The sequence below is a fragment of the Pseudomonas sp. NFX224 genome, from assembly GCF_048565165.1.
Classification (GTDB): Bacteria; Pseudomonadota; Gammaproteobacteria; order Pseudomonadales; family Pseudomonadaceae; genus Aquipseudomonas.
The window spans coordinates 3,842,309-3,868,623 of record NZ_CP183416.1; the positions used below are offsets into that span (position 1 = coordinate 3,842,309).

The window sequence follows — 26,315 nt, forward strand, 5'->3', positions numbered from 1 at the left end:
CGCGATGGCGTCAAATCAGGCACCACAAAACCTACTGCCCAAACAACGCCTTCTGCCCCTCTGGTGAAGTCAACATCCCATCCCCGCTATGCCCAACCCCGGGCACTTCAATCAACTGCTGATTCAACCCTTGCGGCTGCAGCCTCTTCAAATAATCGAAATAAAACCGCCCACGAGCCAATCGATACGGGCCTTGAGCTTTGGCCTCGCAACGCTTGTCCAGCGCCGGATGGTTCGGGTCGATGTCCTGCTGCCCGAGTAGATAAACGACGTCGCGCTTGAGGTATTTTTCCTGCAACTGAGCGGCGCTTTGTCCTTCGGCGTAGGCGGGCAAATCTGTAAGCCCGTACTTCCAGCGATTGAAGTCCGGGCACGCGGCATGGTTGAAGGCCACCGGTCGACGTTCATCGAAATACGCATAGGAAGAAGGATTGGCGATCACGTAGCGCAGCTTTACGCCAGCGGCTTCCAGCGCCGATTGATCGTGGCCCAGCAGGGCGTAGCGTTGAACGACCTGAGCGCCACCGGAGTGCCCGGCGATGACGATTTGCTTCACATCGGGAAATTGTCGGCGATCACCCACCCGCGCGATGATTTCGTCCAGTGCCTCGTAGGAACTCAGGCGAAACGGTGCGGTGGATTCGCCACCCGCCATCCACTCGTTGCCTTGCCAGCGCAAAACGGTGTCGGCTACCGGGTGCAGCGCGACGTCGTTTTGATTGAGAAATTGCGGGGCAATCACCAGGGTCGTTGCGCTTTGCCCGGCCAGTTCCGCGGCCTGTTCGCCGCTGTGGAGATAGGTCTGCGCATTGCGTAACCGACCGTGGACGATGATCAACACGCGCTCGATTTTCGCCGGTGCGGGACTGATACCTACCGCAATTTCGCCTGACTTCAACAGCAGGCGTCCGGGACTGAGCTCTTTGACCCCATGCTCCTGGGCCTGGGACGTTGCGCAAGTGAACAGTAAAACCAACAACCACTTCTTCATTTACAGATTTTTCGCCGCAAAGGTATCGCACTGGCCAACCTGGCCCTGGGCGAATCCGGTTTTGAACCAGCGCACCCGTTGCGCTGACGTACCATGGGTAAACGAGTCCGGCACGACACGGCCCTGACCCTGTTGCTGCAAACGATCGTCGCCGATGGCATTTGCCGCGTTCAATGCTTCTTCGATGTCGCCCGGTTCCAGCCAGTTCAATCGCTGCTGCGCATTGTTGGCCCAAACCCCGGCCAGGCAGTCGGCCTGCAATTCCTGACGCACCAGCAAACCGCCGTCGCCTTCCATCTGCCGGCCTTGCTGGCGGGCTGCCTGAATTTTCGCGGAGACGCCGAGCAACGTCTGCACATGGTGTCCGACTTCGTGAGCGATCACGTAGGCCTGGGCGAAGTCGCCAGCGGCGGAAAAGCGTTGCGACATCTCTTGGAAGAACGCCATGTCCAGATAAACCTTCTGGTCTGCCGGGCAATAGAACGGACCGGTCGCCGAGGTCGCCAGACCGCAGGCAGAGTTCACGCGATTGCTGAACAGCACCAGCGTCGGGTCCTTATATTGACGACCGCCCTGCTGGAAAATCTGCCGCCAGGTGTCTTCGGTGTCGCCAAGGATCGAACGGACGAATTCGGCGCCTTCGTCATTGGCCGGCGGCGCCTTGCGGGTCTGCGTAGTGGCTGGTGCGGATTGGTCCATCTGGCCGGTCAGTTGCCCGAGGATTTGCATCGGGTCCTGGCCGGTGATCCAGCCGATCCCGACGATCAGCAGAATCGCCGTCAGGCTCAGGCCCTTGCCGCCACCAAAGCGCATCCCGCCGCCACCACCGCCGCCGACATCATCGCCACGGGCATCGACCACGTTGTCGCTGCGTCGGCCTTTTTTCCATAGCATGTGGGAATCCTCTGGTTATCCGTGCGATGAGTGTTGCTGCCAAGTGGGAGCGGCGCCAGTCCGGTCGTCCGTCTTTTGCCACGCACGCAACGGTTCCCGGCAGTCGGTGACGGCTGCCGGGAACGATTCAGGCTTGTATTGAACACGGATAACCCATCGAATTCCGTCCGGCGCCGGGTTTTTCTCCAGGGGGCGATCGCCGGTCCTGCGGTTTACTTGTCGAACGCATCCCACACTGGCGCGAAGTCCGGGCTGACCTGACGCTCGCGTTTGGACAGGCTGGCGATCAAGGCGCGATCCTGGTCATCCAGATTCACCTCAAGTGCCGCCAGGTTGGCCAGCTGATTGGCTTCGCTGCTGGCCTTGGGGATCGCTGCCACGTTCGGTTGATCAAGCAACCATTTGAGTGCGACCTGAGTGGGCAACACCCCGTGTTTGGCGGCGATCTGCTGAATTTGCGGAACAGCCGAGACCTTGTTCCTTGCCAGCGGCGTGTAGGCCGTCAACGCCAAATCGTGTTGGCGGGCGTAATCGAGCAGTGCGTTTTGTCCGAGCAGAACGTGGTACTCGACCTGAATGGCTGACAGCGGCGCACCCAGTTCTTCGACGACTTTGCGCAACAGCGGCAGAGGAAAATTCGCCACGCCGATGTTGCGTGCCAGGCCTTGTTCCTTGAACGACACCAACGTTTCAATCGTGCGCGGCAGATCCCAATCGGTGCTCGGCCAGTGGAGCAGGAACAGGTCGACGTAATCGGAGCGCAAAGCCTTGAGGCTGCGGTCCATGGAATGGCGCATCGCATCGGGTTGCAGTTGGTCCCACCAGACCTTGGTGGTGACGTGGATTTGCTCGCGGGGTGTCGGACTGTTCACTAACGCTTGCCCGACGGCGTCCTCGTTTTTGTAGCCCTCTGCCGTATCGATGTGCCGATAGCCGAGCGCCAGGGCTTGCTCCACGGCGCGGGTGCATTCCTCACCGAGCATTGGCCAGGTGCCGAGGCCGAGTTTCGGCATGTTCAAACCCTGCGGATTAACGATGTGCTGCATGGTCGATCTCCTTTTCATAAGCCGTGACGCCCGCGATGTGGCGGGCGGCGATGTAGCCGAAGGTCAGCGCCGGGCCGATATTGATGCCGCCAGCGGGGTAGTGGCCGCCCATGATGCTGGCCATGTCACCGCCCGCCGCATACAACCCGGCGATGGCGTGGCCTGAGTCGTCGAGAACCTGGGCGTGTTGATTGACTTTGAGCCCGGCAAACGTACCGAAACAGCCGGGCTGGACCTTCACCGCATAAAACGGTCCCTGCTCGATCGGTGCGACGCAGGGATTGGGTTGTTGCAGCGCATCACCCTGTTTGCGGTTGTAGGGGGTCGAGCCGCGTCCGAATTGCGGATCTTCACCGTTGCGTGCATGGCGGTTGTAGTCCGATACGGTGTTGCGCAAGCCGAGTGGATCAATGCCGCAGACCGATGCCAATTCCTCAAGGGTATTGCCGGTTTTCAGATAGCCGCTACGGATAAAGGGTGACAGCGGCACGGGAAATGGCCGAGAGATCCCCAAACCATAACGTCGCTGAAAGCGGTGGCTGCAGATCAGCCAGGAAGCGACGTCCTCTCCCTGCGGGGCAGCGGCAACCATGGCTGTCACGTAGTCGTAGTAGCCGTTGGCTTCGTTGACGAAGCGCTGACCGTTGCTCAGCACGCCGATGATCCCGGGCTTGCCGCGTTCGATGATGTGCGGGAAATGGCCGATGCTGCCGTCGCTGTGCTGCACCTGCGAAACCGGCGCCCATGCCACGGGGGACTGCATGTCTGCATTGACTTGGGCGCCGACGCTTTCACCCAGGCGCAAGCCGTCACCGGACACGCCGAGTGGCGGCAAGGCCAAATGCTCATGACCGGTCGGCGTACGCGGGAACAGCGCTTTGCGCCGTTCGATGTCATTGGCGAAACCACCGGCCGCCAGTACCACGGCCTTGCGCGCATGGATGCGCACCGGGCCTTTGGCGGTGCTGACCACGGCGCCGCGAACTTGGTTGTTGTCGCGCAGCAGTTCCGTGACCGGCGCCGAGTTCCAGAGCAACACGCCGAGGTCGTCGGCGGATTTCGCCAGGCGCGCCACCAACGCCACGCCGTTGACCAGTTGCATCGCCCGGCCATGCACGACGAGGTCGAATAAATGACGGGTAAATCGCCGAGTGACATGCCAGGCCGCCGACAGTGAGCGTGTCAGGTTGAGAAACGCCGTCAGGTCAGCGCCCGCCATGATCGGCATGCCCATGAAGGACGTTTCCCGCATGGTTTTGCGAAGACGCTTGAGCAGTTTGCCGACTTTTCGTGCGTCGTATGGCGCGGCGATCACCGAACGGCCACCGGTGCCGGCGCCTGGCGTGTCGCCATGAATGTCGGCAATTGCATTGCCATCCGCGAATTGCAGCGACGTGTGCTGTTCGAAAAACGCGACCATCCGTGGAGCGGCTTCGAGGAAGGCATCGATCATCGCCGGATCGTAATGCTCGCCCAGTTCGTGTTTGAGGTAAGTACGCGGCTGTTCGACGTCTTCGACGATGCCGGCGCGTCGTGCCAGAGGGTTGCACGGCACCCAGGCCCAGCCACCGGACCACGCCGTGGCGCCGCCGAATACCGGGTCTTTTTCCACTACGATGACTTTGAGGCCGTGCCACGCTGCGGTCACGGCGGCCGACAACCCGGCCGCACCGGAGCCGACGACCAGCACATCGCAGTCAATGTCGGGAAGAAAATTCGGTTCGGCAGGCATTGTTTGGGCTCCGGTGTTTTATTTGTTGTGGAATCTGATTCCAGAAAATATAAGAGGCGCATCGGAGCAGGCAAGCGAGCGTCGCTTAAAACGGGCGGTTATCGGACGGTCAGTTCCAGATTTCTCATTTGGTTGGTTGTCTTCTAGAATCGAGCAAATTTTACGTGGAAGCTCCCATGGCCGGCAGTCAGATCGAACGTGTTTTCAGTGTGCTCGAAAGTCTCACCAGCGACCCTCGCGGGCTGCCGATGCAGACGCTGGCGGAGCAATTGGACATCCCCAAAAGTGCCACTCATCGCCTGCTCGCCGAGCTGATCCGGTTGGGCTACGTGCGGCAGAATCCGGAGAACCTGCGCTATCACTTGTCGACCAAGCTGGTGGCAATGGGGTTCCAATACTTGTCCAGCAGCGGCGCCGATATCGTGCAGCCGGTGCTTGACCGACTGGCTCAGGAAACCGGAGAACTGGTGCGTCTGGGTGTCATCGAGGGCGAGCGGCAGACTTGGATCGCCAAGTCTCAGGGCGCCCGTTCCGGCCTGCGTTATGACCCGGACATGGGCCGCGATGCACCGCTGTTCTACACCGCTTCGGGCCATGCCTGGCTGGCGTGCATGACCGATGCCGAGGCCTTGTCGCTGGTGGAGCGCCAAGCGGCGGACCGGCCGCTGGAACTGGGGCCGAATGCGCCGCGTTCCAACATCGAACTGCTTGAACGCCTGCGCCTGGCGCGGGAGCAGGGCTATGCCTGTGTCGAGGAAAGCTCGGCGGTAGGCACCTCGGCGATTGCAGCGGTGGTGCGTCATCCGGGGGACGGTCGGGTGATTGGCGTACTCAGCATTGCCGGGCCGAGTGCGCGGATGCCGGGCGCGCGGTTGCACGAGTTGGCGCCGTTGTTGTTGGCGTTTACCGAGGAGTTGAGTGCGGCGACTCTGGCGTCGGAGTTGTTCAGCTAACGCCAGCGCAATCCCCCTGTAGGAGCGGTGTGCCTTAGAAGCTGTGCGCTATTCGAACACTTTCAGTATCGGTCTGTGTAAGATTGTGGAACTCGGTTCTAAATTAATGGATGTCAACCTTCCAACAAGAACCACAAGAGGACCGTATCTTGAATTCGCCCCTTCGAATCGCGCTGATCGGCGCTGGCAACATGGGCCAGCAGCATTACCAGCATCTGAAAACCCTGACGGAAGCGACCCTGTGTGCGGTGGCCGATCCCGGGCCACAAGCCGCCGGTCTGGCGGCGGAATGGGGTGTGAGGTTTTTCTCTGATCACCGTCAGATGCTGGAGCAGGTGAAGCCAGACGCCGTCATCATCGCCAACCCCAATACCTTGCACGTCAGCACGGCGCTCGACTGCTTGGCGGCGGGCGTGCCGGTGTTGCTGGAAAAACCGGTCGGCGTGCACCTCGATGATGCCCGTGAACTGGTGGCTGCCTCGAAGGCGAGCGGCGTTCCGGTGCTGGTCGGCCATCATCGTCGCCATAACCCGTTGATCGTTCGGGCTCATGAACTTGTACGCAGCGGCGCGTTGGGGCGGTTAACCACGGTCACGGCGCTCTGGCAATTGCGCAAACCCGACAGTTATTTCGAGACACCTTGGCGCCGCGAACCCGGTGCGGGGATGTTGTTGACCAACCTGATCCACGACCTCGATCTGCTGCGGCATTTGTGCGGTGAAGTGCGTCAGGTACAGGCCATTACCAGCAACGCGATACGCGGATTTGCCAACGAGGATTGCGCTGCGGTACTGCTGCAATTCGACAACGGTGCGCTGGGCAGCCTGACCGGGTCCGATGCGGTGGCGGCGCCCTGGAGTTGGGAGCTGGATTCAGGGGAGAACCCGGTGTATCCACGCCAGGCCGACCAGCCGTGTTATTTGCTGGCCGGGACCGGCGGGGCGCTGAGCATTCCGCAACTCAAACGCTGGCACTACAACGAGGTCGATGGCGGCTGGCATCAACCATTGCAGGTCGCTGAGGAAACATTCAGCGCCGATGAAGCCCTGCGTTTGCAGTTGCAGCACTTCGTGCGCGTTGCGCGTCGGGAGGTTGAGCCGCTGGTGAGCGCTGCCGATGCTGCCCGCACATTGGCGCTGATTGAAGCCATCCGTGAAGCTGCCGAAACCGGTCGCGCCTGCGTACCGTCGTTGATTGAGGAATGACCATGCACGAACGAATTTTCTCCCTCGCCAGTCTGACCGTGCTGGAGCTGTCGCCGCCCGAGATGGTCGAGGTCGCGGCGCGGGCCGGTTACAGCCACGTTGGTTTGCGCCTGGTGCCGGCAACCCCCGAGGAACACCATTTTGCCTTGGTGGCCGATGGCGATTTGCGCCGCCAGACCCTGACCCGTCTGCGCGACACCGGCATTCGTGTGCTGGATGTTGAAATCCTGCGTCTGAAACCGGACACCGTTGTCGCCGACTTCGAGAAAGTTCTGGCGGTCGGCGCCGAATTCGGTGCCAGTGAGTTGCTGGTAGCCGGTAACGATTCTGACGAGCAACGGCTGACGGAGAATTTCGCCCGGCTGTGCGATCTGGCGGCACCGTACGGACTGCATCCGCATCTGGAGTTCATGCCCTGGACCGATGCGCGCAATTTGCAGCAGGCGGTGCGGATCGTCGAGAACGCCGGGCGGGAAAATGGCGGGGTACTGGTGGACGCGTTTCACTTCGATCGTTCCGGGTCGCAACTGGAAGATCTGGTCAGCGTCGCCCCTTCGCGGTTACGGTATGCGCAGTTGTGCGACGTTGCCGGGCCGCGACCGGCAGACATGGCCGAGATCTTGCGTCAGGCCCGTAACGAACGGCGTTTTCCCGGCGACGGCGACTGCGATCTGCCGGGGTTGTTGCGGTGTTTGCCGGCTAACATTCCCTTGAGCCTGGAGATTCCCACCGTGCATTTGCTGGAGCAGGGTGTGAGCGGGTTGGACCGGGCGCAGATGGCGTTGGATAAAACCAGGGAGTTGTTGGCGCGGATTTGACTTGCTGTTGTGGCGAGGGCGCTTGCTCCCGTTCGAGCGCGAAGCGGTCGCCGATGCTGTTTTGGGACTGCTGCGCAGTCCAGCGGGACAAGCTCCCTCGCCACATACCTATCACTTAGAGGCCTTCATGACCGTCAGCACTCCGCTCTCCGGCGTCAATCAGCCCTTCAAGGGGATCCTGCTGATCGTTGTCGCAACCTTCCTGTTTTCCAGTCACGACGCTTTTTCCAAATACCTCTCCGGTTTCTATCCGATCGTCATGGTGGTCTGGGCGCGTTACGTGGTTCACACGTTGCTGATGGCCGGGATTTTCCTGCCGCAATCCGGGCTGCGGGTTCTGCGCACGAAGCGACCGTTGTTGCAAATGATCCGGGCGCTTTGCTTGCTGGGCACCAGCCTGTTTTTTACCACCGGGTTGATGTACATCCCGCTGGCGGAGGCCACCTCGGTCAACTTCCTCGCACCGGTGCTGGTCACCGCGTTGTCGGTGCCGTTATTGGGCGAGCGGGTCACGCGCGGGCAATGGCTGGCGGTGATTTTCGGTTTCATCGGGGTGTTGATCATCGTTCACCCTGGGGGTGATTTGTTCACCCCGGCAGTGTTGCTGCCGTTCTGCTCGGCGTTGTTTTTCTGCTTCTACCAATTGTTGACGCGCAAGCTCAGTGAGATCGACAGCCCGACCACCAGCAACTTCTTCGCCGGGCTGTGCAACACGTTGGTGATGAGTGCGCTGGTACCGTTCTTCTGGCAGACGCCGAGCCTTGCACACGGCGCGATGATGCTGGCGCTGGGTGCCTGCGGGATGACCGCGCACTTGTTTTTGACCCAGGCTTTCCGTCTCGCGGCACCGGCACTGCTGGCACCGTTCAGCTATTGCCAGATCATCTTTGCCGGCCTGTTGGGCTGGCTGCTGTTTTCCCACACGCCGACCCTGACCACCGTGATCGGGATCGCCGTGATCTGTTGCAGTGGCCTGGCGGCGGCGTGGCAACAAAGCCGATTGAGATCGCTCAAAACCTGAACCGCACCACCAGGCTTTGCAGGCCTGCCGCCAATTGCGTCAACTCCTGGCTGGTGGCGCTGGTGCGGGTCGAGGCATCGGCGCTTTGCAGTGACAGATCTCGGATGTTCAGCAGATTCCTGTCCACCTCGCGAGCCACCGCCGCTTGTTCTTCCGAGGCGCTGGCGATCACCAGATTGCGCTCATGGATCTGCTCCATGGCCCGAGTAATTTGCGCCAGCGCAATGCCAGCCTGCTCGGCAATCGACAGGGTTTCGGCTACGCGCTGGCTGTTGCTGTGCATCGACAGCACCACACCCTCGGTATCGCCCTGAACCCGGCTGATCATCTGTTCGATTTCCTGGGTCGACTGCTGGGTGCGATGAGCCAGTGCGCGGACTTCATCGGCAACCACTGCAAAGCCACGCCCGGCTTCACCGGCCCGTGCAGCTTCGATGGCGGCGTTGAGCGCCAGCAGGTTGGTCTGTTCGGCAATAGCGCGAATCACGTCCAATACCTTGCCGATTTCACGGGATTGCTCGGCCAGGGTTTGCACCTGTTGCAGGGCCGTGCCGGCATCGGCACTCATGGCCTGGATTGAGTCCAGCGTTTCGATGACGCGTGCCTGGCCCTGACTCGCCTGCTGGGTCGACTGGCGCGTACTGTCAGACGTCGAGACCGCATTGCGTGCGACTTCTTCCACGGCGACGGTCATTTCATTCACCGCCGTGGCCGCTTGTTCGATTTCGTTGTGTTGCTGCTGCAAGCGCCCGGAATCCTGGTGTGTGCTGTGGTTCATCTGCTCGGCGGCTGCGCCCAGTTGAGTGGACGCGGCGCTGATGCGTTGCAGGGTTTCGCGCAGGCTGGTTTGCATGATTGACAGGGCGGTGAGCAGGCGCGCCGTTTCATCGGCCCCGTGGCTCTGTATCGGTGTGCTGAGGTCGCCGGCGGCTACTTGCTCGGCCACTTCCACTGCTTGGCGGATAGGCACCACGATGCTGCGAATCAACAGCCAGGCGAGGAAAACGGTCAGCAATGAGACCCCTATCAACGCCCCGATCACGGTGACTTTTACTTGGCTGTAGAGCGAGTCGGCCTGCTGCGACGACTGGCTGACTTCGTTGGCGGTCAGGGCCACCAGTTCGGCGAACTGGTCACCGGTCTGAGTCGAGTAATCCTGGATCTCACCATTGAGCAGCGTGGTCATTTCTTCCAGGCGGTTTGCCTGCGACAGGGTTTCGTATTGCGCCAGTGCCTGGCGGTAGCGGGTGACCGTCGCGACGAACTTTTCGTACGGCACCCGGTTGTAGTCCCCTACGAGCGGAGTGAATTTATCCAGCGCTTGTTCAAGCCAGCCCTGCACTTGATGCAAGCGCGTGACAGTACCATCGAGCACCTTCGGCTCTCGGTTGAGTGCCATACGCAGGCTGAGCACGCGGATGCTGAGTACGTAATCGCGGATTTCTCCCAGATAGCGCGTGCTGGGCAGGGAGATGTTTTCGGTGTGCTGGCCGGTAGCGCGCACTTGGGCGACTTGCTTGAGGGCGAACAAGCCTTGCAGCAGGACCAGCAAGGCGATGAGGCCGAAGCTGATCACGGCGCGCTTGGCGATGCTCAGGTGACCTGACGACATGGTTTGACTTCCTTGGCGTTGAGCGAATATGGGGGATTTCACAAAAAGCAGGCACAAAAAAAGCGCAGACCCGAAACCGGGCCTGCGCCGAGGGAACATCAGTCTTCTACTTTCGGAATCTTGCGCGGTGCCATGAAGTACATCCAGGTCAGCGCGATGAAGTACATCGCCGGAATCAGGGTGAACAGCACGGTGTAGTTGTTGTTGGTAACGGTCAGGATGTGGCCGACCAATTGGGTCATGAACATCCCGCCAATCGCCGCACACATGCCGCCGAATCCGAACACCGTACTCATCATGTGCTTGGGCGTGTAGTCCATCACCAGGCTCCAGATGTTCGCGGTCCAGGCCTGGTGCGCGCCGATGGCCAGGGAGATGGCGGCCACCGCGACCCACAGGTTGCTGGAGCCGGCTGCCAAGATCACGCCGATGATGCAGCAGGCGAACAGGAACATGGACATCAGCCGCGCCTTGATCGGGTTGACGCCGCGGCCGATCAGGAACGAGGAGAGGATGCCGCCACCGACACTGCCGAAGTCGGCGGTCAGGTAGATGATGATCAGCGGAATGCCCATCTGGGTGACGTTGATGCCCAGGTTGTATTGCTGATTGAGAAACGGCGGCAGCCAGTAGAGGTAGAACCAGAATACCGGCGCGGTGAGAGAGTAGGCGAGGGCGAAGGCCCAGGTGCCACGCATGCGCAGGATTTTCGAGAACGGTACGCGGGCTTGTTCCGGTTCGGCTTCGTTCTGGATGTAGTCCAGTTCCGACTGTTTAACGCTCGGGTGATCTTCCGGGTTGAAGTATTTCAGGCCCCAGAACAACAGCCAGATACCGCCCAGTGCCGACATGCACAGGAACGCGGCTTGCCAGCCCCAGACGTGCAAAATCAGCGGCAGCAACATTGGCGTGAACATCGCACCGACGTTGGTCCCGGCGTTGAAAATGCCGGTGGCTACGGCGCGCTCACCGGCCGGAAACCACAGGCGCGTGGTTTTCACGCAGGCCGGGTAGTTGGCGGCTTCGGTCAGACCGAGAATGAACCGGCAGACCATGAAGCCTACGGCCGAAGTGGCCAGGCCGTGGGCACCGGTCGCCAGGCTCCAGAGCAGCACGGCGCAGAAGAACACGCGCTTGACGCCGACCCGGTCGATCAAGCGGCCTTGCAGCACGAAGCCGATGGCGTAGCCGACCTGGAACCAGAAGTTGATGTTGGCGTAGTCCATCGCCGTCCAGCTCATTTCCTTGGCAAGGATGGGCTGCATGACGCCGAGGGCTGCACGGTCGATGTAGTTGAGGGTGGTGGCGAAGAACACCAGCGCCAGCATGCCCCAGCGGGTCTTGCCGACAGCCATGGCGCCGCGGATTTTGTCGCCGATGCCACCAGTGGCAGCGCTCATGGCCGGAGCCATGCGAGAGCTTTGAGTAGGAATCATGTGTACCACCCGTTTTTGAATTTGTTATGTGGTGTTCTGGGTCGTCGAACAGTTTGTCATTCACTGCGGCCGGTGGTTCTTGGCAGGTCACAATGTGATGTCGATGTTGCGCAGTGAGCAAAAAATCGTCAATTCGCCAAAGGCCATTGTGTTCGATAATCGCACGCAAAACTAACCGGGTAGTACACTTTAAATTGCTCAATGCACCAAGCCGCTCAATAATTCGCTCACTCTATTAAAAGCGGCGCAAATTCCCTGTAGCCGAAGCCTCCACCAGGAGTCGAATCATGCAGCGTTCCATTGCCACCGTATCCTTGAGCGGTACCCTGCCGGAAAAACTCGAAGCCATTGCCGCCGCCGGTTTCGACGGTGTCGAGATTTTCGAGAACGACCTTCTCTACTACGACGGCAGCCCTCGGGAAATTAAACAGATGTGCGCCGATCTCGGGATCGCCATCACGCTGTTTCAACCGTTCCGCGACTTCGAAGGCTGTCGCCGCGATCGACTGGCGCGCAATCTGGAGCGGGCCGAACGCAAGTTCGACCTGATGCAGGAGCTGGGCACCGACCTGGTGCTGGTGTGCAGCAACGCTTCGGTCGACTCCGTCGGTGATGAACAGATTCTAGTCGATGACTTGCGTTTGCTGGCGGAACGCGCCGGTGCGCGGGGTCTGCGCATTGGTTATGAAGCGCTGGCCTGGGGTCGGCACGTGAATACATACCAACAGGTGTGGAACATCGTCCGACAGGCGGATCATCCTAGCCTCGGTGTGTTGCTCGACAGTTTCCATACGCTGTCGCTCAAGGGCGACCCGAGCGCCATCGCCGAGATTCCCGGCGACAAGATTTTCTTCGTGCAAATGGCCGACGCGCCGATCCTGGCCATGGACGTGCTGGAGTGGAGCCGGCATTTCCGTTGCTTCCCGGGCCAGGGCGAGTTCGATTTGCCGGGCTTCCTCGCGCCGATCATCAAGAGTGGCTATACCGGGCCGCTGTCGCTGGAGATTTTCAACGACGGTTTCCGCGCCGCGCCGCCACGGGCCAACGCCGCCGACGGTTTGCGCTCGTTGCTGTATCTCGAAGAGAAGACCCGCGAGCGTCTGGCGCAGGAAACCAAACCCATCGCCAATACCGAGATTCTGTTCGAAACGCCCAGGGCCAGTGAGTACAACGGCATCGAGTTTCTCGAATTCGCCGTGGACGAAAGCCTAGGCGCCAAGCTCTCCCATTGGCTGGAGCGACTGGGTTTCGTCAAGGCCGGCCAGCATCGCTCCAAAAGCGTCAGCCTGCTGCGCCAGGGCGATATCAATCTGATCCTCAACTCGGAACCGTACTCGTTCGGCCACAGCTTTTTCGAAGCCCACGGACCGTCGCTGTGCGCCACCGCCGTGCGGGTCAAGGACAGCGCCAGCGCACTGGCTCGCGCCGTGGCCTATAAAGGTCAGCCGTATCGCGGGCTGGTCGGCCCCAATGAACTGGAGCTGGCCGCGGTGCGTGCACCGGATGGCAGCCTGATTTATCTGGTGGACCAGGACGCCGACGTCTACGGCACCGACTTCAATTTGCTGCCTGAGGCGGTAGCCAGCGGCGGTCTAAAGCGCATCGATCACATGGCCATCGCGCTGCCCGCCGACAGCCTTGATAGTTGGGTGCTGTTCTACAAGAGCCTGCTGGATTTTGAAGCCGACGACGAAGTGGTCCTGCCCGATCCTTACGGCTTGGTGAAGAGCCGCGCGCTGCGCAGTCGAGACAGTTCGATTCGCCTGCCGCTGAACATTTCCGAAAACCGCAACACCGCGATCTCACACGCGCTGTCGAGTTATCGCGGTTCCGGCGTGCATCACATCGCGTTTGATTGCGACGATATCTTTGCCCAGGTCAGTCGCGCGAAAGAGGCGGGTGTGCCACTGCTGGATATCCCGCTCAACTACTACGATGACCTGGCGGCACGCTTCGATTTCGACGATGAATTCCTCAGCGAACTGGCCTACTACAACGTGCTGTACGATCGCGACGCACAGGGCGGTGAGCTGTTTCACGTATACACCGAACCATTCGAAGGGCGCTTCTTCTTCGAGATCATCCAGCGCAAGAATGGCTATGCCGGTTACGGCGCGGCCAACGTGGCAGTGCGACTGGCGGCCATGGCCAAATCCCGAAGTGGTGCCGTACGTCAGGCAAAGTTGTAGGAAAATCGTAAACACGCCGACAAACCGCTGCCGCACGGCTTCCTTCACTGTGCGGCGCGGCTCATAATCGCCAGCCTGTGCAGTGATGGCCGTGAGCCCGTAATGACAATAATTTCAGAACTCTCCGCAGCGCCCGACGAACCGATGGCGGGGCCGCGCAAGAGTCGCAAGAACAACCCGGAAAAAACCCGCGAGAACATCCTTCAGGAAGCGATTGTCGAGTTCGTTCAGCAAGGCCTTTCCGGTGCCCGCGTCGATGCCATCGCCGAGCGCATCCATACTTCAAAGCGCATGATCTATTACTACTTCGGCAGTAAGGAACAGCTCTACGTCGAGGTTCTGGAAAAGCTCTACGGCGATATCCGCAACACGGAAAACCGCCTGCACCTGGCGGAGCTGGCGCCAGTGGAGGCGATTCGACGACTGGTGGAGTTCACCTTCGATCACCATGATCGCAACGTTGATTTCGTGCGCATCGTCAGCATCGAGAACATTCACAACGCCGAGTATGTGAAGCGCTCCGATGCGATCAAGGCGATGAACAACACCATCCTCGATTCACTGGGCGAGATTCTGCGTCGCGGCGCCGAGCAAGGGCTGTTCCGCACGGAACTTGATCCGTTGGATGTGCATTTGCTGATCAGTTCGTTCTGCTTCTATCGCGTCTCGAACCGCCATACCTTTGGTGAGATTTTTCAGATTGATCTGCCGGACGAAAGCATCAAGCAGCGTCATCGGGAGATGATTTGCGAGTCGGTTTTGCGTTATTTGCAGGCCTGAGTGGCTGTGAGGGGATTGCCCCCTCACCCAATCCATTCAACCATTCATGCTTTGAAAGTGCGCCAGCATTCGCTGGGCATCCGGTACCACGCCGCTGAACAATTCGAACGCCTTTACTGCCTGAAACACGGCCATGTTGCCGCCATCCAGCGTCCGGCAACCGAGTGCGCGGGCATGGCGCAGCAGTTCGGTTTCCAGCGGGAAATAAACAATCTCCGCCACCCATAATTCGGCTCGCAGCAATTCGACCGGCACCGGCATGCCCGGTAGTTTTTTCATGCCCATCGGCGTGGTGTTCACCAGGCCATCAGCCTCGGCCAGAGTCCGCGTCAAATCATGGCCGGCCACTGCATGGCCGCTGCCGAAGTGTTGATTGAGATTGTCTGCAAGGCTTTGGGCGCGGCTGAGTTCCACATCGAAGATGCTCAGTTGCTGTACGCCTTCGCTCAACAACGCGTGGGCCACCGCTGCGCCGGCGCCACCGGCACCCATTTGTACGACACGTTGAACGGCAACGCCCTTCAAGCCCCGGCGAAACCCCTCGGCAAAGCCCAGGCAATCGGTGTTGTGGCCGATGCGTTTTCCGTCCTTCAACACAACGGTATTCACCGCACCAATGCCGCGTGCTTCCGGCGACAACTCGTCGAGCAACGGGATGATCGCCTGCTTGCAAGGAAAGGTGATGTTCAGCCCGGTGAAGCTCATGCGTTCGGCAGCCATCAGCAGGTCGGGCAGGGCATTGCTGTCGAGTTGCAGCTGATCGAGGTCGATCAGTCGATAGAGATAACGCAAACCCTGGGCATCGCCTTCATGCTCGTGCAACGCCGGGGTGCGGGAAGCCTGGATGCCGGCACCGATCAGTCCGGCCAATACCGCGTGGTTGTGGCTCACGATACAGACCCTTTCAAACGTTGGCTGAAATGCTCCAGCGCCAGGCGATAGCCGTGGCTGCCGAACCCGGCCATCACGGCGGTGGCGATGGCTGAAACGAAGGAGTGATGGCGGAAAGGTTCGCGGGCGTGGACATTGGACAAATGCACTTCGATCACCGGCAACTCGCAGGCGACCAACGCATCGCGAATGGCCACCGAGGTGTGGGTCCAGGCGGCCGGGTTGATCACGATCCCGGCGCAACGGCCGCGTGCGGCGTGAATCCAGTCGAGCAATTCGCCTTCATGGTTGGTCTGGCGAAATTCGACCGCCAGGCCGAACTCTTCAGCGGCGCGGCCGCACAGGGCAGAAACGTCAGCCAGGGTTTCGTGGCCGTAGGTCGCCGGTTCACGGGTGCCGAGCAGGTTCAGATTCGGGCCGTTGAGCACCAGAATGATGGGGGCCATCAGAGTATCTCCACTTATTATTTTTGGCATTGGCCGTAGTTTTCGGCCTGTGGAGATAAATTGTACTAGATGGTTAATTTGGTCAATTGAAGTGGCGGTTCCCCGGCGTATTGTGTGCGGTGATCGGACGCTTTCGCTTTCAGCGCGGCAAATGCTCCACCAGAAAATCAATGAATGCCCGCAGCCGCAACGGCATATGGCGGCTCTGTGGATAGAGCAAGGTAAATGGCCGTGAGCGCCCGCCATAGGGCTTGAGCACTTCCATCAGCGAACCATCAGCCAATTCTTTTTCGACGATGAAGCGATAAGTCTGGAACAGACCGGCGCCGTGTTTCGCCAGGGTCACACCGCCCAGGACATCATCGGAACAAACGTAATTGCCTTCGGCCAGAATTTCCCGCTGCACACCCTTGTCATTGAATAGCCAGGCAATGCGTCGACCGCTGCTGGGCAGCTCGTATTGAATGCAGTCGTGCTGCTGCAAATCATCGAGGGTTTGTGGCGTGCCGCAGCGGCTGAGGTAATCGGGGCTGGCAATCATTACCAGTTCGGCGTCCTCCAGCGGCCGGGCGATCAGGCCTGAATCCGGAATGGCGCGCACGCGAATCGCCAGGTCATAGCCCTCGCCGACGAAATCGATATTGCGATTGCTAATGTGCGACTCGACCTTCACCGCTGGAAACCGCTCGCGGAAGGCCGGCATCAACGGCAGGATTCGGTGGTGGGCATAGGTGGTCGGGATACTGATGCGCAGCGTCCCGGACGGCACCTGCTGCTGGCCCATGACCTCACGCTGGGCTTCGACCAGTTGCGCCAACGCCTGGCGGCATTCTTCGTAATAGCGCCGGCCGCTGTCGGTCAGCTTGACGCTGCGAGTGGTGCGCGCGAACAGCCGCACGCCCAGACGTTCTTCCATGCGCGACACCGAGCGACTCACCGCTGCCGGGGTAACCCCCGCCACCAACGCCGCTGCGGTGAAACTGCCGGCCTCGGCGGCCAGGCAAAACAGCTCGATGCTGCCCAACTGAAGATCGTCGAATTGTCGCTGCATGATTGATTACACCAAGGATCAAATGAAGTGCCTGAAGCAGTATTTATCAGATGGCTTCCCGGGGATACAGTGACTTGTTTTTGGTCAGCCTTTCTTAATCAGCGAGCAGGAGAAGCAGCATGCCTTTCGTCAGCGTACGCATCACCCGTGACGGCGTTACCCGGGAGCAAAAAGCCCAGGTCATCGCCGAAATCACCGAGACCCTGCAACGCGTCCTCGGCAAGCCGCCGGAGCTGACCCACATCGTGATCGAAGAAATTGACACCGATAACTGGGGATACAAGGGCATTACCACGACGGAGTTCCGGAAAAATCCGTCGGAGTGATTCTGCTGCAAGGCAAAAACAGCCGTCCTCGTGACGGCTTTTTTGTGGGCGCCGGGAAAGGATTACTTACGATTTTTTGATGTTATCCAACGGTCCGGAGCGCGGCTGAGCGCTAGTCTCAGTCACGCAAACACCATTTGTGTTGGGCGCCAGTGGTCGGTTTTTCAGGGAATGTCGAGTCTTCGGATTCATTAACCTAACGGATGGGTTAGCATGAAGGTATGCAGCTACAAAGGGCTCTCGGTGGTCATCATGTTGCGCGATGAGCACTGTCCTCCCCATGCACATGTGGAGGCGGGTTCGTGGAGTGCGCGGTTCAAATTCAGTTTCTGGCACAACGGCGTCGAGCTCTGGGACGTTGTTCCGCTCTCGCGTCGGCCAGCGATTGCGGTGCTTGAAGGGTTACGCCAATCGCTAAAGCTACCTGCCCATTTATTGCGGGCTCGCTGTATCTGGTGGCGAAAACTGCAAACGGCCTGCCTTGATAATCAATTGTGGGATTGGCAAACCAGCGAGGTCGTAGTTGTGAAAAGGATTGTCAGTACCACCAACATGATCGTTTCGGCTTGTTATGAGCCTGAAACGAACAAGACGCGGCTATCTCTGATAGGTGCGCAGGAGTGTGTGGAGATCGAGTTATGAAAACGGTCAAAGTCAAGGTTCAGGTAGACAGGCCGGTGACAGAGGCTCGCCTTGATCGAGCTATCGAACGGGGCAAATCGCGCCCAAACAGCGGGTTACGGGCGACAGCGGTAACCTTTCAGGCTCCGTGTCTGGCGGTCAGCTTTGAAGATGGCAGCGGGATACTGCTGCCGGTTGAAAACTACCCTGAGTTCGATGGGTTCGAAATCGAAGACTTTGCCGGTTTAGAGATAGGTTTTACCGGCAGTGCGATCTGCCATAAAGGCAAGGACCTGCACCTATCTATCGCCGGATTGATCTCGGCCAGCGAGCCATTGATGGCGATGGCGGCTTCGGTGATTGCTTCTCGCAATGGCCGTCAGAGCAGTGCTGCCAAAGCTGAGGCAGCTCGGGCCAATGGCAAGAAAGGTGGGCGCCCGCGCAAGGTCGATGTGGTGCTTTGAGCGCCCACAAAAAAGCCGTCGTGATGACGGCTGATTGGTTTATGGCATCCGCACTCACCGCCGGGTCAACAACACCCCGGACTCCATGTGATGCGTCCACGGGAACTGGTCGAACATCGCGCATTGGGTAATGCGGTGCGTGTCGTGCAACTGGGCGATGTTGGCCGCCAGGGTTTCCGGGTTGCAGGAGATGTAGAGGATGTTGTCGAAGCGGCGGGTCAGCTCGCAGGTGTCCGGATCCATGCCGGCGCGAGGCGGGTCGACGAAGACGCTACCGAATTCGTAGCTTTTCAGATCGATGCCCTGCAGGCGACGGAACGGGCGCACTTCGTTCAAGGCTTCAGTCAGCTCTTCGGCGGACAAACGCACCAGGGTGACGTTATCCACAGCGTTTTCGCTGAGGTTGCTCAAAGCGGCGTTGACCGAAGTCTTGCTGATTTCAGTGGCCAGTACCTTGCGCACGCGGGTAGCGAGCGGCAGGGTGAAGTTGCCGTTGCCGCAATACAGTTCCAGCAAATCATCGGAACGATCGCCGAGCGTGTCGTAAGCCCAGTTGAGCATCTTCTGGTTCACGGTGCCGTTGGGCTGGGTGAACGCGCCTTCGGGTTGGCGATAGCTGAAGGTGCGACCGCCGACTTCCAGCTTCTCGACCACGTAATCGTGACCGATGACTTCGCGCTTGCCCTTGGAGCGGCCGATGATGCTGACGTTCAGGTCGGCTGCCAGTTTCGACGCCGCCGCGTGCCAGTGCTCGTCGAGTGGGCGGTGGTAGCACAGGGTGATCATCGCATCGCCGGCCAGGGTGGTCAGGAACTCCACCTGGAACAGCTTGTGGCTCAGGGGCGCGCTGGCTTGCCACGCGGCTTTGAGCTTGGGCATCAATTCATTGATGCGCAGGCTGGCGATCGGGAAATCTTCGATCAGGATCGGCGTACGTTTGTCTTCCTGGGAAAACATCGCGTAGTGACGCTCGCCGGCTTCGCGCCACAGACGGAATTCGGCGCGCAGGCGGAAGTTTTTCAGCGGCGAGTCGAAAACGACCGGCTCCGGTGCATCGAACGGGGTCAGCAGGTCACGTAGGCGCGTGACCTTGTCTTCGAGCTGAACGGCGTAGGCCTGGGAATCAAAAGTCATGCGTTGAACCAACCCAGCTTGATCACGAACAGAATCGACAGGATCACCAGCGCCGGGTTCAGCTCACGGCCGCGACCGGACATCAGCTTGATGGCGGTCCAGGCAATGAAACCGAAGGCAATGCCGTTGGCGATGGAATAAGTGAACGGCATGGCCAGCGCGGTGATCACCACCGGTGCGGCGACGGTAATGTCGTCCCAGTCTATTTCGGCCAGGCCGGATGTCATCAGCACGGCGACGAACAGCAGGGCCGGCGCGGTGGCGAAGGCCGGAACGCTGGCGGCCAGTGGAGAAAAGAACAGCGCCAGCAGGAACAGGAACGCCACGACGATGGCGGTCAGGCCGGTGCGGCCACCGGCACTCACGCCAGCGGCGGATTCGATGTAGCTGGTGGTGGTCGAGGTGCCCAGCAGGGAACCGGCCATCGCAGCCGTACTGTCGGCGATCAGGGCTCGGCCCATTTTCGGCATGTGGCCGTCCTTGCGCATCAAGCCAGCGCGCTTGGCCACGCCGATCAGGGTGCCGGAGTTGTCGAACAGGTCGACGAACAGGAAGGCAAAGATCACGCTGACCAGACCGATGTCCAATGCGCCCTTGATGTCCAGTTGCAGGAAGGTCGGGGCCAGCGAAGGTGGCATCGACATCACGCCACCGAACGGGGTGAAGCCCATTACGATGGAAATGATGGTCACGACCAGGATGCCGATCAGTACCGCACCGCGCACGGCGAGGGCTTCAAGGGCGACGATCAGGGCAAAGCCGAGGGTGGCGAGGATTGGAGCCGGTTGTTTCAAATCACCAAGGCCCACCATGGTCGCCGGGTTGCTGACCACGATGCCGGCGTTGTGCAGGGCGATCAGCGCCAGGAACAGGCCGATACCGGCGGCAATCGCCGAACGCAGCGGCAGCGGGATGCTGTTGATGATCCATTCACGGATGCGGAAGATCGACAGCAGGAAGAAGCATACAGCCGAGATGAACACTGCACCCAGCGCCACTTGCCAGGTGTGGCCCATGTGCAGGACCACGGTGTAGGTGAAGAAGGCGTTCAGGCCCATGCCCGGCGCAAGGGCGATCGGGTAGTTGGCGATCAGGCCCATGACCGTCGAGCCGATGGCGGCTGCCAGACAGGTGGCGACGAACACCGCACCCTTGTCCATGCCGGTCTCGCCGAGGATGCTCGGGTTGACGAACAGAATGTAGGCCATGGCCAAAAAGGTCGTGACGCCCGCCAGGATCTCGGTGCGTACGTTGGTGTTGTGTGCCTTGAGTTGAAACAGCCTTTCCAGCATGTCTGCTCCCCGTGGCGCGCCCGGCGCCGTGAATGTATCGACCTCAACAGCAAAGCACAGACCGCTGCTGGCGCCTGGGATTTTTCTGTGGGTCGGAAAAAGCCGCGCATCATACCAGCAGCACAGGGTTATGGCTGCTTATGGCGGTGATCGTCGTCGATGTTTTGCGTTTTGCCTAAACCAGCCATACTGCGCGCTGGTTTTTTTGGGTGGTGTTGCATGAAAAAGCGTCTGTTGATCTTGCTGGCCCTGGTCTTGGGGACGCAAACCGTCTCGGCGGCCTCGGCACCACCGTTGACCCAGGTAAAAGTGCTCAAGGTCGAATCACCGGAATGTGGTTTTGAAACCATTGATGAAGGGCAGGCGCAGACGCGCTGCAATCACAGTGGCCCGAACATCAGGGTCTACGTGCTGGAAGTGGGTTACGGTCGCAGCCAGCCCCATGTCGCGCTGGATGGTTTCGAGGTCAACGGAACCCGTACGCCGGTCTGCGCCTACGATAACGGCAACCTGACGGATTGTTCCCAGAGGACCAAGGTCGTCGGCAACCTGTATATCTTCAGTCTGGCGGGCAAACAGGAAGGCACCTTCACCTTCAGCAACACCTCGATCAATGCGCCGGGCAACACGATGTCGACGCAGCTTTACATCAAGTAGCTTTTACATCAGGTAACGGCGAGCCACGAACAAGGGTAAGGAAAGCTGACTACGCTTGAAGAACCCTCCTGTGGATTGTTCCCATGACCTTTCGAGCTTTGATTACCCTCGCCGAGGGCACTGACGACCTGCAAACAGTGACCTTGATCGATGTCCTGCGCCGCGCCAAGGTTGAAGTGGTGGTGGCCAGCATCGAAGGGCGACGCATGCTGACGTGTGCACGCGGTACGCGCCTGACCTCCGACGCCATGCTGGTGGACTTGCTGGCCCAGCCCTTCGATCTGATCGTTCTGCCGGGCGGCGCCGTAGGGACACAGCATCTGGCCGCACACCAACCCCTTCAACAATTGATCAAGGACCAGGCTGCGGCCGGTCGGCTGTTCGCCGGCATCGGCGAAGCACCGGCCGTCGCGCTGCAAACCTTTGGTGTTCTGCGCCAGCGGCGCATGACCTGCCTGCCTTCGGCCAGTCATCAGCTCTCGGGCTGCAACTTCGTCGATCAACCGGTGGTGGTCGATGGCAACTGCGTCACCGCCCAGGGTTCAGGCGCTGCATTGGCGTTTGCCCTGACCCTGGTGGAGCAACTTTGCGGCAAAGCTACGCGTGCGACGGTGGCAGGGGAGTTGTTGGTTTAGTTGATCAGACCTTGGCCTCTTCGGCCGGCACATGCATGCGATCGCGATTGGCCAGGGTCGGGAACAGTTTGATCCAGGTCCCGGTCACCACCAGTGTGCCGATGCCGCCCATGACCACCGCCGGTACGGTGCCGAACCAATGGGCGGTCAGGCCGGATTCGAATTCGCCCAACTGGTTTGAAGCGCCGATGAACAGGCCGTTCACCGCACTGACCCGTCCACGCATTTCGTCCGGCGTTTCCAGTTGCACGAACGAGGCGCGGATCACCATGCTGATCATGTCGGCCGCACCCAATACCACCAGCACGGCCAGCGAGAACCAGAACGAGGTCGACAGGCCGAAGGCAATCGTCGCTACGCCGAACACACCCACGGCGGTGAACATCACCCGCCCGACATTGCGCTCCACGGCAAACCGCGCGAGGAACAGCGACATCAACAGCGCCCCCACGGCCGGCGCCGAGCGCAGCAGGCCCAGCCCCCACGGGCCGGTCAGCAGAATGTCCTTGGCGAACACCGGCAGCAACGCCGTTGCACCGCCCAGCAACACCGCGAACAAATCCAGGGAGATCGCCCCGAGAATGTCCGGCCGACTGCGAATGAAACGAATGCCCGCCAGTAGTGAGTCGAGAGTGGCCTTGCCTTTGTTCAACGGTGTTTGCCGCGCAGGCAGGTTGAGCATCAGCGAGCAGGCGATGATGTACAGGATCACCGTGGGGCCGTAGACCCAGACACTGCCGAAGGCGTAGAGCAAACCGCCAAGGGCCGGGGCGACGATGGTTGCCGATTGCTGGGCCGACTGCGCGGCGGCCACGGCCCGTGGAAACAGTCCGCTGGGCACGATGCTTGGGAGCAAGGCCTGGGTGGTCGGCATCTCGAAGGAACGGGCCGCACCGAGCAGGAAGGCGAGGATGAAGATCATCTCGCGAGTGACATGATCGGTGGCGCTGCCAATGGCCAGCGACAGGGCAATCAGTGCTTGCAGGGACTGGCAGATAGCCGCGACCTTGCGCCGGTCGTAGCGGTCGGCGACATGCCCGGTGTGCAGCATGAACAGTACCCGCGGGGCGAACTCCACCAACCCGACCAGGCCCAGGTCGAGCACGTTGCCGGTCAGTTGGTAGAGGTTCCAGCCAATGGCCACGGTGAGCATCTGAAAGCCGCTGGCGGTAAACACCCGCGCCAGCCAGAACGCAAGGAAAGGGCGGTGGTGGCGTAACAGCAAGGGCTCTTGGCTGGGCATCTGCGGGAAAATCTGGAGGAGAAGGAAGCGCGAGATTATCACCAACCTGTAACAGAAAGTTGCCATGAAAGAAAATTTAGTTAGCTAGGTACCGATCGGGACTCGTATCCCTGCAGGCCTGCGCGGCATGTATGAGGCAACTTGTCACGCGGCAAAAGACCACGCGGTTCATCCCCAAAAATGGGACTACTCTTTCATCGTTGCTTGATCCAGATCAAAACCCTTACAGGGGAATTGATCCGGCGGCCGCAAGGCCAGACTCCCTGCGTTGTGATGCGTAGAAAAAAAGAACAAACAGCGATTCGCCACACTCCATATCCGTGGGGGCCGTGGGTGCAGGCTTTAAGCCCGCAGCCGTACTACCTGACAGAGGAAGACTTATGTTCGGTTTAGAGGCACTTGATCTCGCCCGAATTCAGTTCGCGTTCACCATCTCGTTTCACATCCTGTTTCCGGCCATCACCATCGGCCTGGCGAGTTACCTGGCGGTACTCGAGGGCTTGTGGCTTAAAACCCATAACGACACCTATCGTGACCTCTACCATTTCTGGTCGAAGATCTTTGCCGTCAACTTCGGCATGGGGGTGGTCTCCGGGCTGGTCATGGCCTATCAGTTCGGGACGAACTGGAGCCGATTCTCGGACTTCGCCGGGGCGGTCACGGGCCCATTGCTGACGTACGAAGTGCTCACGGCATTCTTCCTCGAAGCCGGGTTCCTGGGCGTCATGCTGTTCGGCTGGAACAAGGTCGGTCGCGGACTGCACTTCTTCGCCACGGTCATGGTGGCCATCGGCACGCTGATTTCGACATTCTGGATCCTCGCGTCCAACAGCTGGATGCAAACACCGCAAGGCTTTGAAATCATCAACGGTCAGGTGATTCCAACCGACTGGCTGGCCGTGATCTTCAACCCTTCGTTCCCCTATCGCTTGATGCACATGGCCACGGCGGCGTTTGTTGCCACGGCATTCTTCGTCGGCTCCTCGGCGGCCTGGCATTTGCTGCGCGGTAAAGACAACCCGGCGATCCGCACTATGCTCTCGATGGCAATGTGGATGGCGTTGATCGTGGCGCCGATCCAGGCCGTCATCGGGGATTTCCACGGCCTCAATACACTTGAGCATCAGCCAGCGAAAATCGCCGCGATTGAGGGTCATTGGGAAAACAAAGGTGACGAAGCGACGCCGCTGATCCTGTTCGGCTGGCCGGACATGAAGGAAGAGAGGACCAAATTCGCTGTCGAGATCCCGTATCTGGGCAGCCTGATCCTGACTCACTCGTTGGACAAACAGGTGCCGGCGCTCAAGGAGTTCCCGCCTGAAGACCGGCCGAATTCGACCATCGTGTTCTGGTCGTTCCGGATCATGGTCGGTCTCGGGTTCCTGATGATCTTCACCGGTTTGTGGAGCCTGTGGCTGCGCAAGCGCGACAAGCTGTATACCTCGCGGCCGTTCCTGTACCTGGCGTTGTGGATGGGGCCGTCTGGCCTGATCGCGATTCTTGCGGGTTGGTTCACTACTGAAATCGGTCGTCAGCCATGGGTGGTCTACGGCCTGATGCGCACGGCGGATGCATCCTCCAACCACAGCTTCATGCAGATGAGCATCACCCTGATCCTGTTCGTCGTGGTGTATTTCGCACTGTTCGGTGCCGGCCTGGGCTACATGATGCGCCTGGTGCGCAAAGGGCCGAAGATCGACGAAGGCAAGGAAACCAACGACGGTGGCCCCGGCCAGAAACGCACGCCGGCCCGGCCGTTGTCTGCTGCCGACGACGAGCACGCCGATGCCGACCACACCGTGACGAAGGAGATTTGAATCATGGGTATTGATCTTCCGCTGATCTGGGCCGTGATCATCATCTTCGGCATCATGATGTACGTGGTCATGGATGGTTTCGATCTGGGGATCGGCATTCTCTTCCCGTTCATCCCCGGAAAAACCGATCGCGATGTGATGATGAACACCGTCGCCCCGGTCTGGGACGGCAACGAAACCTGGCTGGTACTGGGTGGTGCGGCATTGTTCGGGGCGTTCCCACTGGCCTATTCGGTGGTGCTCTCGGCGCTGTACCTGCCGTTGATCTTTATGCTGATCGGGCTGATCTTTCGCGGTGTGGCGTTTGAGTTCCGCTTCAAGGCCAAGGACGACAAGCGTCACTTGTGGGACAAAGCATTCATCGGTGGTTCGATTGCTGCAACGTTCTTCCAGGGCGTTGCGTTGGGCGCATTCATTGATGGCTTGCCGGTGGTCAATCGGCAGTTCGCTGGCGGTTCACTGGACTGGCTGACACCGTTCACCCTGTTCTGTGGTGCGGCGCTGGTGGTGGCTTATGCGTTGCTCGGTTGCACCTGGTTGATCATGAAAACCGAAGGCAAGTTGCAGGAACAGATGCATGACCTGGCGCGGCCCTTGGCGTTCGTGTTGTTGGCGGTGATCGGCATTGTCAGCATCTGGACTCCGCTGGCCCACGCCGAAATTGCCGCGCGCTGGTTCACCTTGCCGAACCTGTTCTGGTTCCTGCCGGTGCCGATTCTGGTGCTGGTCACCCTGTACGGCCTGATCCGCGCGGTGGCGCGCAATGCGCACTACACGCCGTTCCTGCTGACGCTGGTGCTGATCTTCCTCGGCTACAGCGGCTTGGGAATCAGCCTGTGGCCGAACATCGTGCCGCCGTCGATCTCGATCTGGGACGCCGCCGCACCGCCGCAAAGTCAGGGCTTCATGCTGGTTGGCACGTTGTTCATCATCCCGTTCATCCTGGGCTACACCTTCTGGAGCTATTACGTGTTCCGCGGCAAGGTCACCCATGAAGACGGTTACCACTAGGCCCTGCTCGCGATGGCGTCTTTGCAGACGCCATCAACCTTTAACGGAGA

The 26,315-nt window shown here is 60.0% G+C and carries 25 protein-coding genes; 13 read left to right on the forward strand and 12 right to left on the reverse strand.

What is annotated here, in order from left to right; all coding sequences use genetic code 11:
• Positions 1 to 31: 31 nt before the first annotated feature.
• The 4 genes from ACNYC6_RS17435 to ACNYC6_RS17450 all read right to left on the reverse strand — a co-directional run bounded on the left by ACNYC6_RS17435 (position 32) and on the right by ACNYC6_RS17450 (position 4,663).
• Complete coding sequence (locus ACNYC6_RS17435; protein WP_419708451.1) at positions 32 to 991, reverse strand: alpha/beta fold hydrolase; 960 nt, start codon at positions 989 to 991, stop codon at positions 32 to 34.
• Positions 992 to 1,885, reverse strand: a complete 894-nt coding sequence (locus tag ACNYC6_RS17440; RefSeq protein ID WP_419708452.1) for a neutral zinc metallopeptidase — start codon at positions 1,883 to 1,885, stop codon at positions 992 to 994.
• Positions 1,886 to 2,097: 212 nt separating this feature from the next.
• Complete coding sequence (locus tag ACNYC6_RS17445) at positions 2,098 to 2,931, reverse strand: aldo/keto reductase (RefSeq protein WP_419708453.1); 834 nt, start codon at positions 2,929 to 2,931, stop codon at positions 2,098 to 2,100.
• Positions 2,915 to 4,663: an FAD-dependent oxidoreductase gene (locus tag ACNYC6_RS17450; protein WP_419708454.1), complete on the reverse strand. Its 1,749-nt coding sequence runs from the start codon at positions 4,661 to 4,663 to the stop codon at positions 2,915 to 2,917. Before ACNYC6_RS17450 ends, ACNYC6_RS17445 begins: the two co-directional genes overlap by 17 nt.
• A gap of 176 nt (positions 4,664 to 4,839) precedes the next feature.
• On the opposite strand from ACNYC6_RS17450, the gene ACNYC6_RS17455 reads away from it, so the two are divergent.
• The 4 genes from ACNYC6_RS17455 to ACNYC6_RS17470 all read left to right on the forward strand — a co-directional run bounded on the left by ACNYC6_RS17455 (position 4,840) and on the right by ACNYC6_RS17470 (position 8,660).
• Positions 4,840 to 5,616 (forward strand): IclR family transcriptional regulator, encoded by a 777-nt coding sequence (locus tag ACNYC6_RS17455; RefSeq protein ID WP_419708455.1) that lies wholly within the window; start codon positions 4,840 to 4,842, stop codon positions 5,614 to 5,616.
• A gap of 149 nt (positions 5,617 to 5,765) precedes the next feature.
• The gene (locus tag ACNYC6_RS17460; protein ID WP_419708456.1) at positions 5,766 to 6,821 is read left to right on the forward strand and encodes a Gfo/Idh/MocA family protein; all 1,056 of its coding nucleotides are present in this window, start codon (positions 5,766 to 5,768) and stop codon (positions 6,819 to 6,821) included.
• Between the two features lie 2 nt (positions 6,822 to 6,823).
• Positions 6,824 to 7,639 carry a sugar phosphate isomerase/epimerase family protein gene (locus tag ACNYC6_RS17465; protein WP_419708457.1) on the forward strand — a complete coding sequence of 272 codons (816 nt, stop codon included), beginning with the start codon at positions 6,824 to 6,826 and terminating at the stop codon, positions 7,637 to 7,639.
• Positions 7,640 to 7,766: 127 nt separating this feature from the next.
• Positions 7,767 to 8,660: a DMT family transporter gene (locus ACNYC6_RS17470; RefSeq protein WP_419708458.1), complete on the forward strand. Its 894-nt coding sequence runs from the start codon at positions 7,767 to 7,769 to the stop codon at positions 8,658 to 8,660.
• Here the strand turns inward: ACNYC6_RS17470 and ACNYC6_RS17475 are convergent.
• Positions 8,650 to 10,272: a methyl-accepting chemotaxis protein gene (locus ACNYC6_RS17475; protein ID WP_419708459.1), complete on the reverse strand. Its 1,623-nt coding sequence runs from the start codon at positions 10,270 to 10,272 to the stop codon at positions 8,650 to 8,652. The two genes, ACNYC6_RS17470 and ACNYC6_RS17475, sit on opposite strands and share 11 nt — an antisense overlap.
• A gap of 98 nt (positions 10,273 to 10,370) precedes the next feature.
• Positions 10,371 to 11,708, reverse strand: coding sequence for an MFS transporter (locus tag ACNYC6_RS17480; RefSeq protein WP_419708460.1), 1,338 nt, complete (start codon positions 11,706 to 11,708; stop codon positions 10,371 to 10,373).
• Between the two features lie 287 nt (positions 11,709 to 11,995).
• Here ACNYC6_RS17480 and quiC point away from each other — a divergent pair, with 287 nt between their 5' ends.
• Both quiC and ACNYC6_RS17490 read left to right on the forward strand, forming a co-directional pair.
• Positions 11,996 to 13,897, forward strand: a complete 1,902-nt coding sequence (gene quiC / locus ACNYC6_RS17485; RefSeq protein ID WP_419708461.1) for a 3-dehydroshikimate dehydratase QuiC — start codon at positions 11,996 to 11,998, stop codon at positions 13,895 to 13,897.
• A 102-nt stretch (positions 13,898 to 13,999) separates the two neighbouring features.
• The gene (locus tag ACNYC6_RS17490) at positions 14,000 to 14,677 is read left to right on the forward strand and encodes a TetR family transcriptional regulator (RefSeq protein ID WP_419708462.1); all 678 of its coding nucleotides are present in this window, start codon (positions 14,000 to 14,002) and stop codon (positions 14,675 to 14,677) included.
• Positions 14,678 to 14,713: 36 nt separating this feature from the next.
• On the opposite strand, the gene ACNYC6_RS17495 is transcribed toward ACNYC6_RS17490, so the two are convergent.
• The 3 genes from ACNYC6_RS17495 to ACNYC6_RS17505 all read right to left on the reverse strand — a co-directional run bounded on the left by ACNYC6_RS17495 (position 14,714) and on the right by ACNYC6_RS17505 (position 17,065).
• Positions 14,714 to 15,568, reverse strand: a complete 855-nt coding sequence (locus tag ACNYC6_RS17495; RefSeq protein ID WP_419708463.1) for a shikimate dehydrogenase — start codon at positions 15,566 to 15,568, stop codon at positions 14,714 to 14,716.
• On the reverse strand, positions 15,565 to 16,014 hold the full coding sequence (gene aroQ / locus ACNYC6_RS17500) for a type II 3-dehydroquinate dehydratase (protein ID WP_419708464.1): 450 nt from the start codon (positions 16,012 to 16,014) through the stop codon (positions 15,565 to 15,567). Before aroQ ends, ACNYC6_RS17495 begins: the two co-directional genes overlap by 4 nt.
• A 139-nt stretch (positions 16,015 to 16,153) precedes the next feature.
• Positions 16,154 to 17,065, reverse strand: a complete 912-nt coding sequence (locus tag ACNYC6_RS17505) for a LysR family transcriptional regulator (protein WP_419708465.1) — start codon at positions 17,063 to 17,065, stop codon at positions 16,154 to 16,156.
• Between the two features lie 119 nt (positions 17,066 to 17,184).
• Between ACNYC6_RS17505 and ACNYC6_RS17510 the strand changes: the two genes are divergently transcribed.
• The 3 genes from ACNYC6_RS17510 to ACNYC6_RS17520 all read left to right on the forward strand — a co-directional run bounded on the left by ACNYC6_RS17510 (position 17,185) and on the right by ACNYC6_RS17520 (position 18,476).
• Positions 17,185 to 17,391: a 4-oxalocrotonate tautomerase family protein gene (locus ACNYC6_RS17510; protein WP_338583214.1), complete on the forward strand. Its 207-nt coding sequence runs from the start codon at positions 17,185 to 17,187 to the stop codon at positions 17,389 to 17,391.
• 213 nt (positions 17,392 to 17,604) lie between these two features.
• Positions 17,605 to 18,033: a DUF4160 domain-containing protein gene (locus tag ACNYC6_RS17515; RefSeq protein WP_419708466.1), complete on the forward strand. Its 429-nt coding sequence runs from the start codon at positions 17,605 to 17,607 to the stop codon at positions 18,031 to 18,033.
• Complete coding sequence (locus tag ACNYC6_RS17520; protein WP_419708467.1) at positions 18,030 to 18,476, forward strand: DUF2442 domain-containing protein; 447 nt, start codon at positions 18,030 to 18,032, stop codon at positions 18,474 to 18,476. The genes ACNYC6_RS17515 and ACNYC6_RS17520 overlap by 4 nt, the downstream gene beginning before the upstream one ends.
• Before the next feature lie 54 nt (positions 18,477 to 18,530).
• Here the strand turns inward: ACNYC6_RS17520 and trmA are convergent, their stop codons facing one another.
• On the reverse strand, positions 18,531 to 19,610 hold the full coding sequence (gene trmA / locus ACNYC6_RS17525; RefSeq protein WP_419708468.1) for a tRNA (uridine(54)-C5)-methyltransferase TrmA: 1,080 nt from the start codon (positions 19,608 to 19,610) through the stop codon (positions 18,531 to 18,533).
• Complete coding sequence (locus tag ACNYC6_RS17530) at positions 19,607 to 20,902, reverse strand: NCS2 family permease (protein WP_419708469.1); 1,296 nt, start codon at positions 20,900 to 20,902, stop codon at positions 19,607 to 19,609. Before ACNYC6_RS17530 ends, trmA begins: the two co-directional genes overlap by 4 nt.
• A gap of 219 nt (positions 20,903 to 21,121) precedes the next feature.
• On the opposite strand from ACNYC6_RS17530, the gene ACNYC6_RS17535 reads away from it, so the two are divergent.
• A complete protein-coding gene (locus ACNYC6_RS17535) occupies positions 21,122 to 21,559 on the forward strand; it encodes a DUF4879 domain-containing protein (RefSeq protein ID WP_419708470.1) in 438 nt (145 codons plus the stop codon).
• An 83-nt stretch (positions 21,560 to 21,642) separates the two neighbouring features.
• A complete protein-coding gene (locus tag ACNYC6_RS17540) occupies positions 21,643 to 22,194 on the forward strand; it encodes a DJ-1 family glyoxalase III (RefSeq protein WP_419708471.1) in 552 nt (183 codons plus the stop codon).
• A gap of 4 nt (positions 22,195 to 22,198) precedes the next feature.
• Here ACNYC6_RS17540 and ACNYC6_RS17545 read toward each other — a convergent pair whose 3' ends face one another.
• On the reverse strand, positions 22,199 to 23,437 hold the full coding sequence (locus ACNYC6_RS17545; protein ID WP_419708472.1) for an MFS transporter: 1,239 nt from the start codon (positions 23,435 to 23,437) through the stop codon (positions 22,199 to 22,201).
• Between the two features lie 380 nt (positions 23,438 to 23,817).
• Here ACNYC6_RS17545 and ACNYC6_RS17550 point away from each other — a divergent pair, with 380 nt between their 5' ends.
• Positions 23,818 to 25,254 (forward strand): cytochrome ubiquinol oxidase subunit I, encoded by a 1,437-nt coding sequence (locus ACNYC6_RS17550; protein ID WP_419708473.1) that lies wholly within the window; start codon positions 23,818 to 23,820, stop codon positions 25,252 to 25,254.
• Between the two features lie 3 nt (positions 25,255 to 25,257).
• Complete coding sequence (gene cydB / locus ACNYC6_RS17555; protein WP_110751000.1) at positions 25,258 to 26,265, forward strand: cytochrome d ubiquinol oxidase subunit II; 1,008 nt, start codon at positions 25,258 to 25,260, stop codon at positions 26,263 to 26,265.
• Positions 26,266 to 26,315 lie beyond the last annotated feature (50 nt).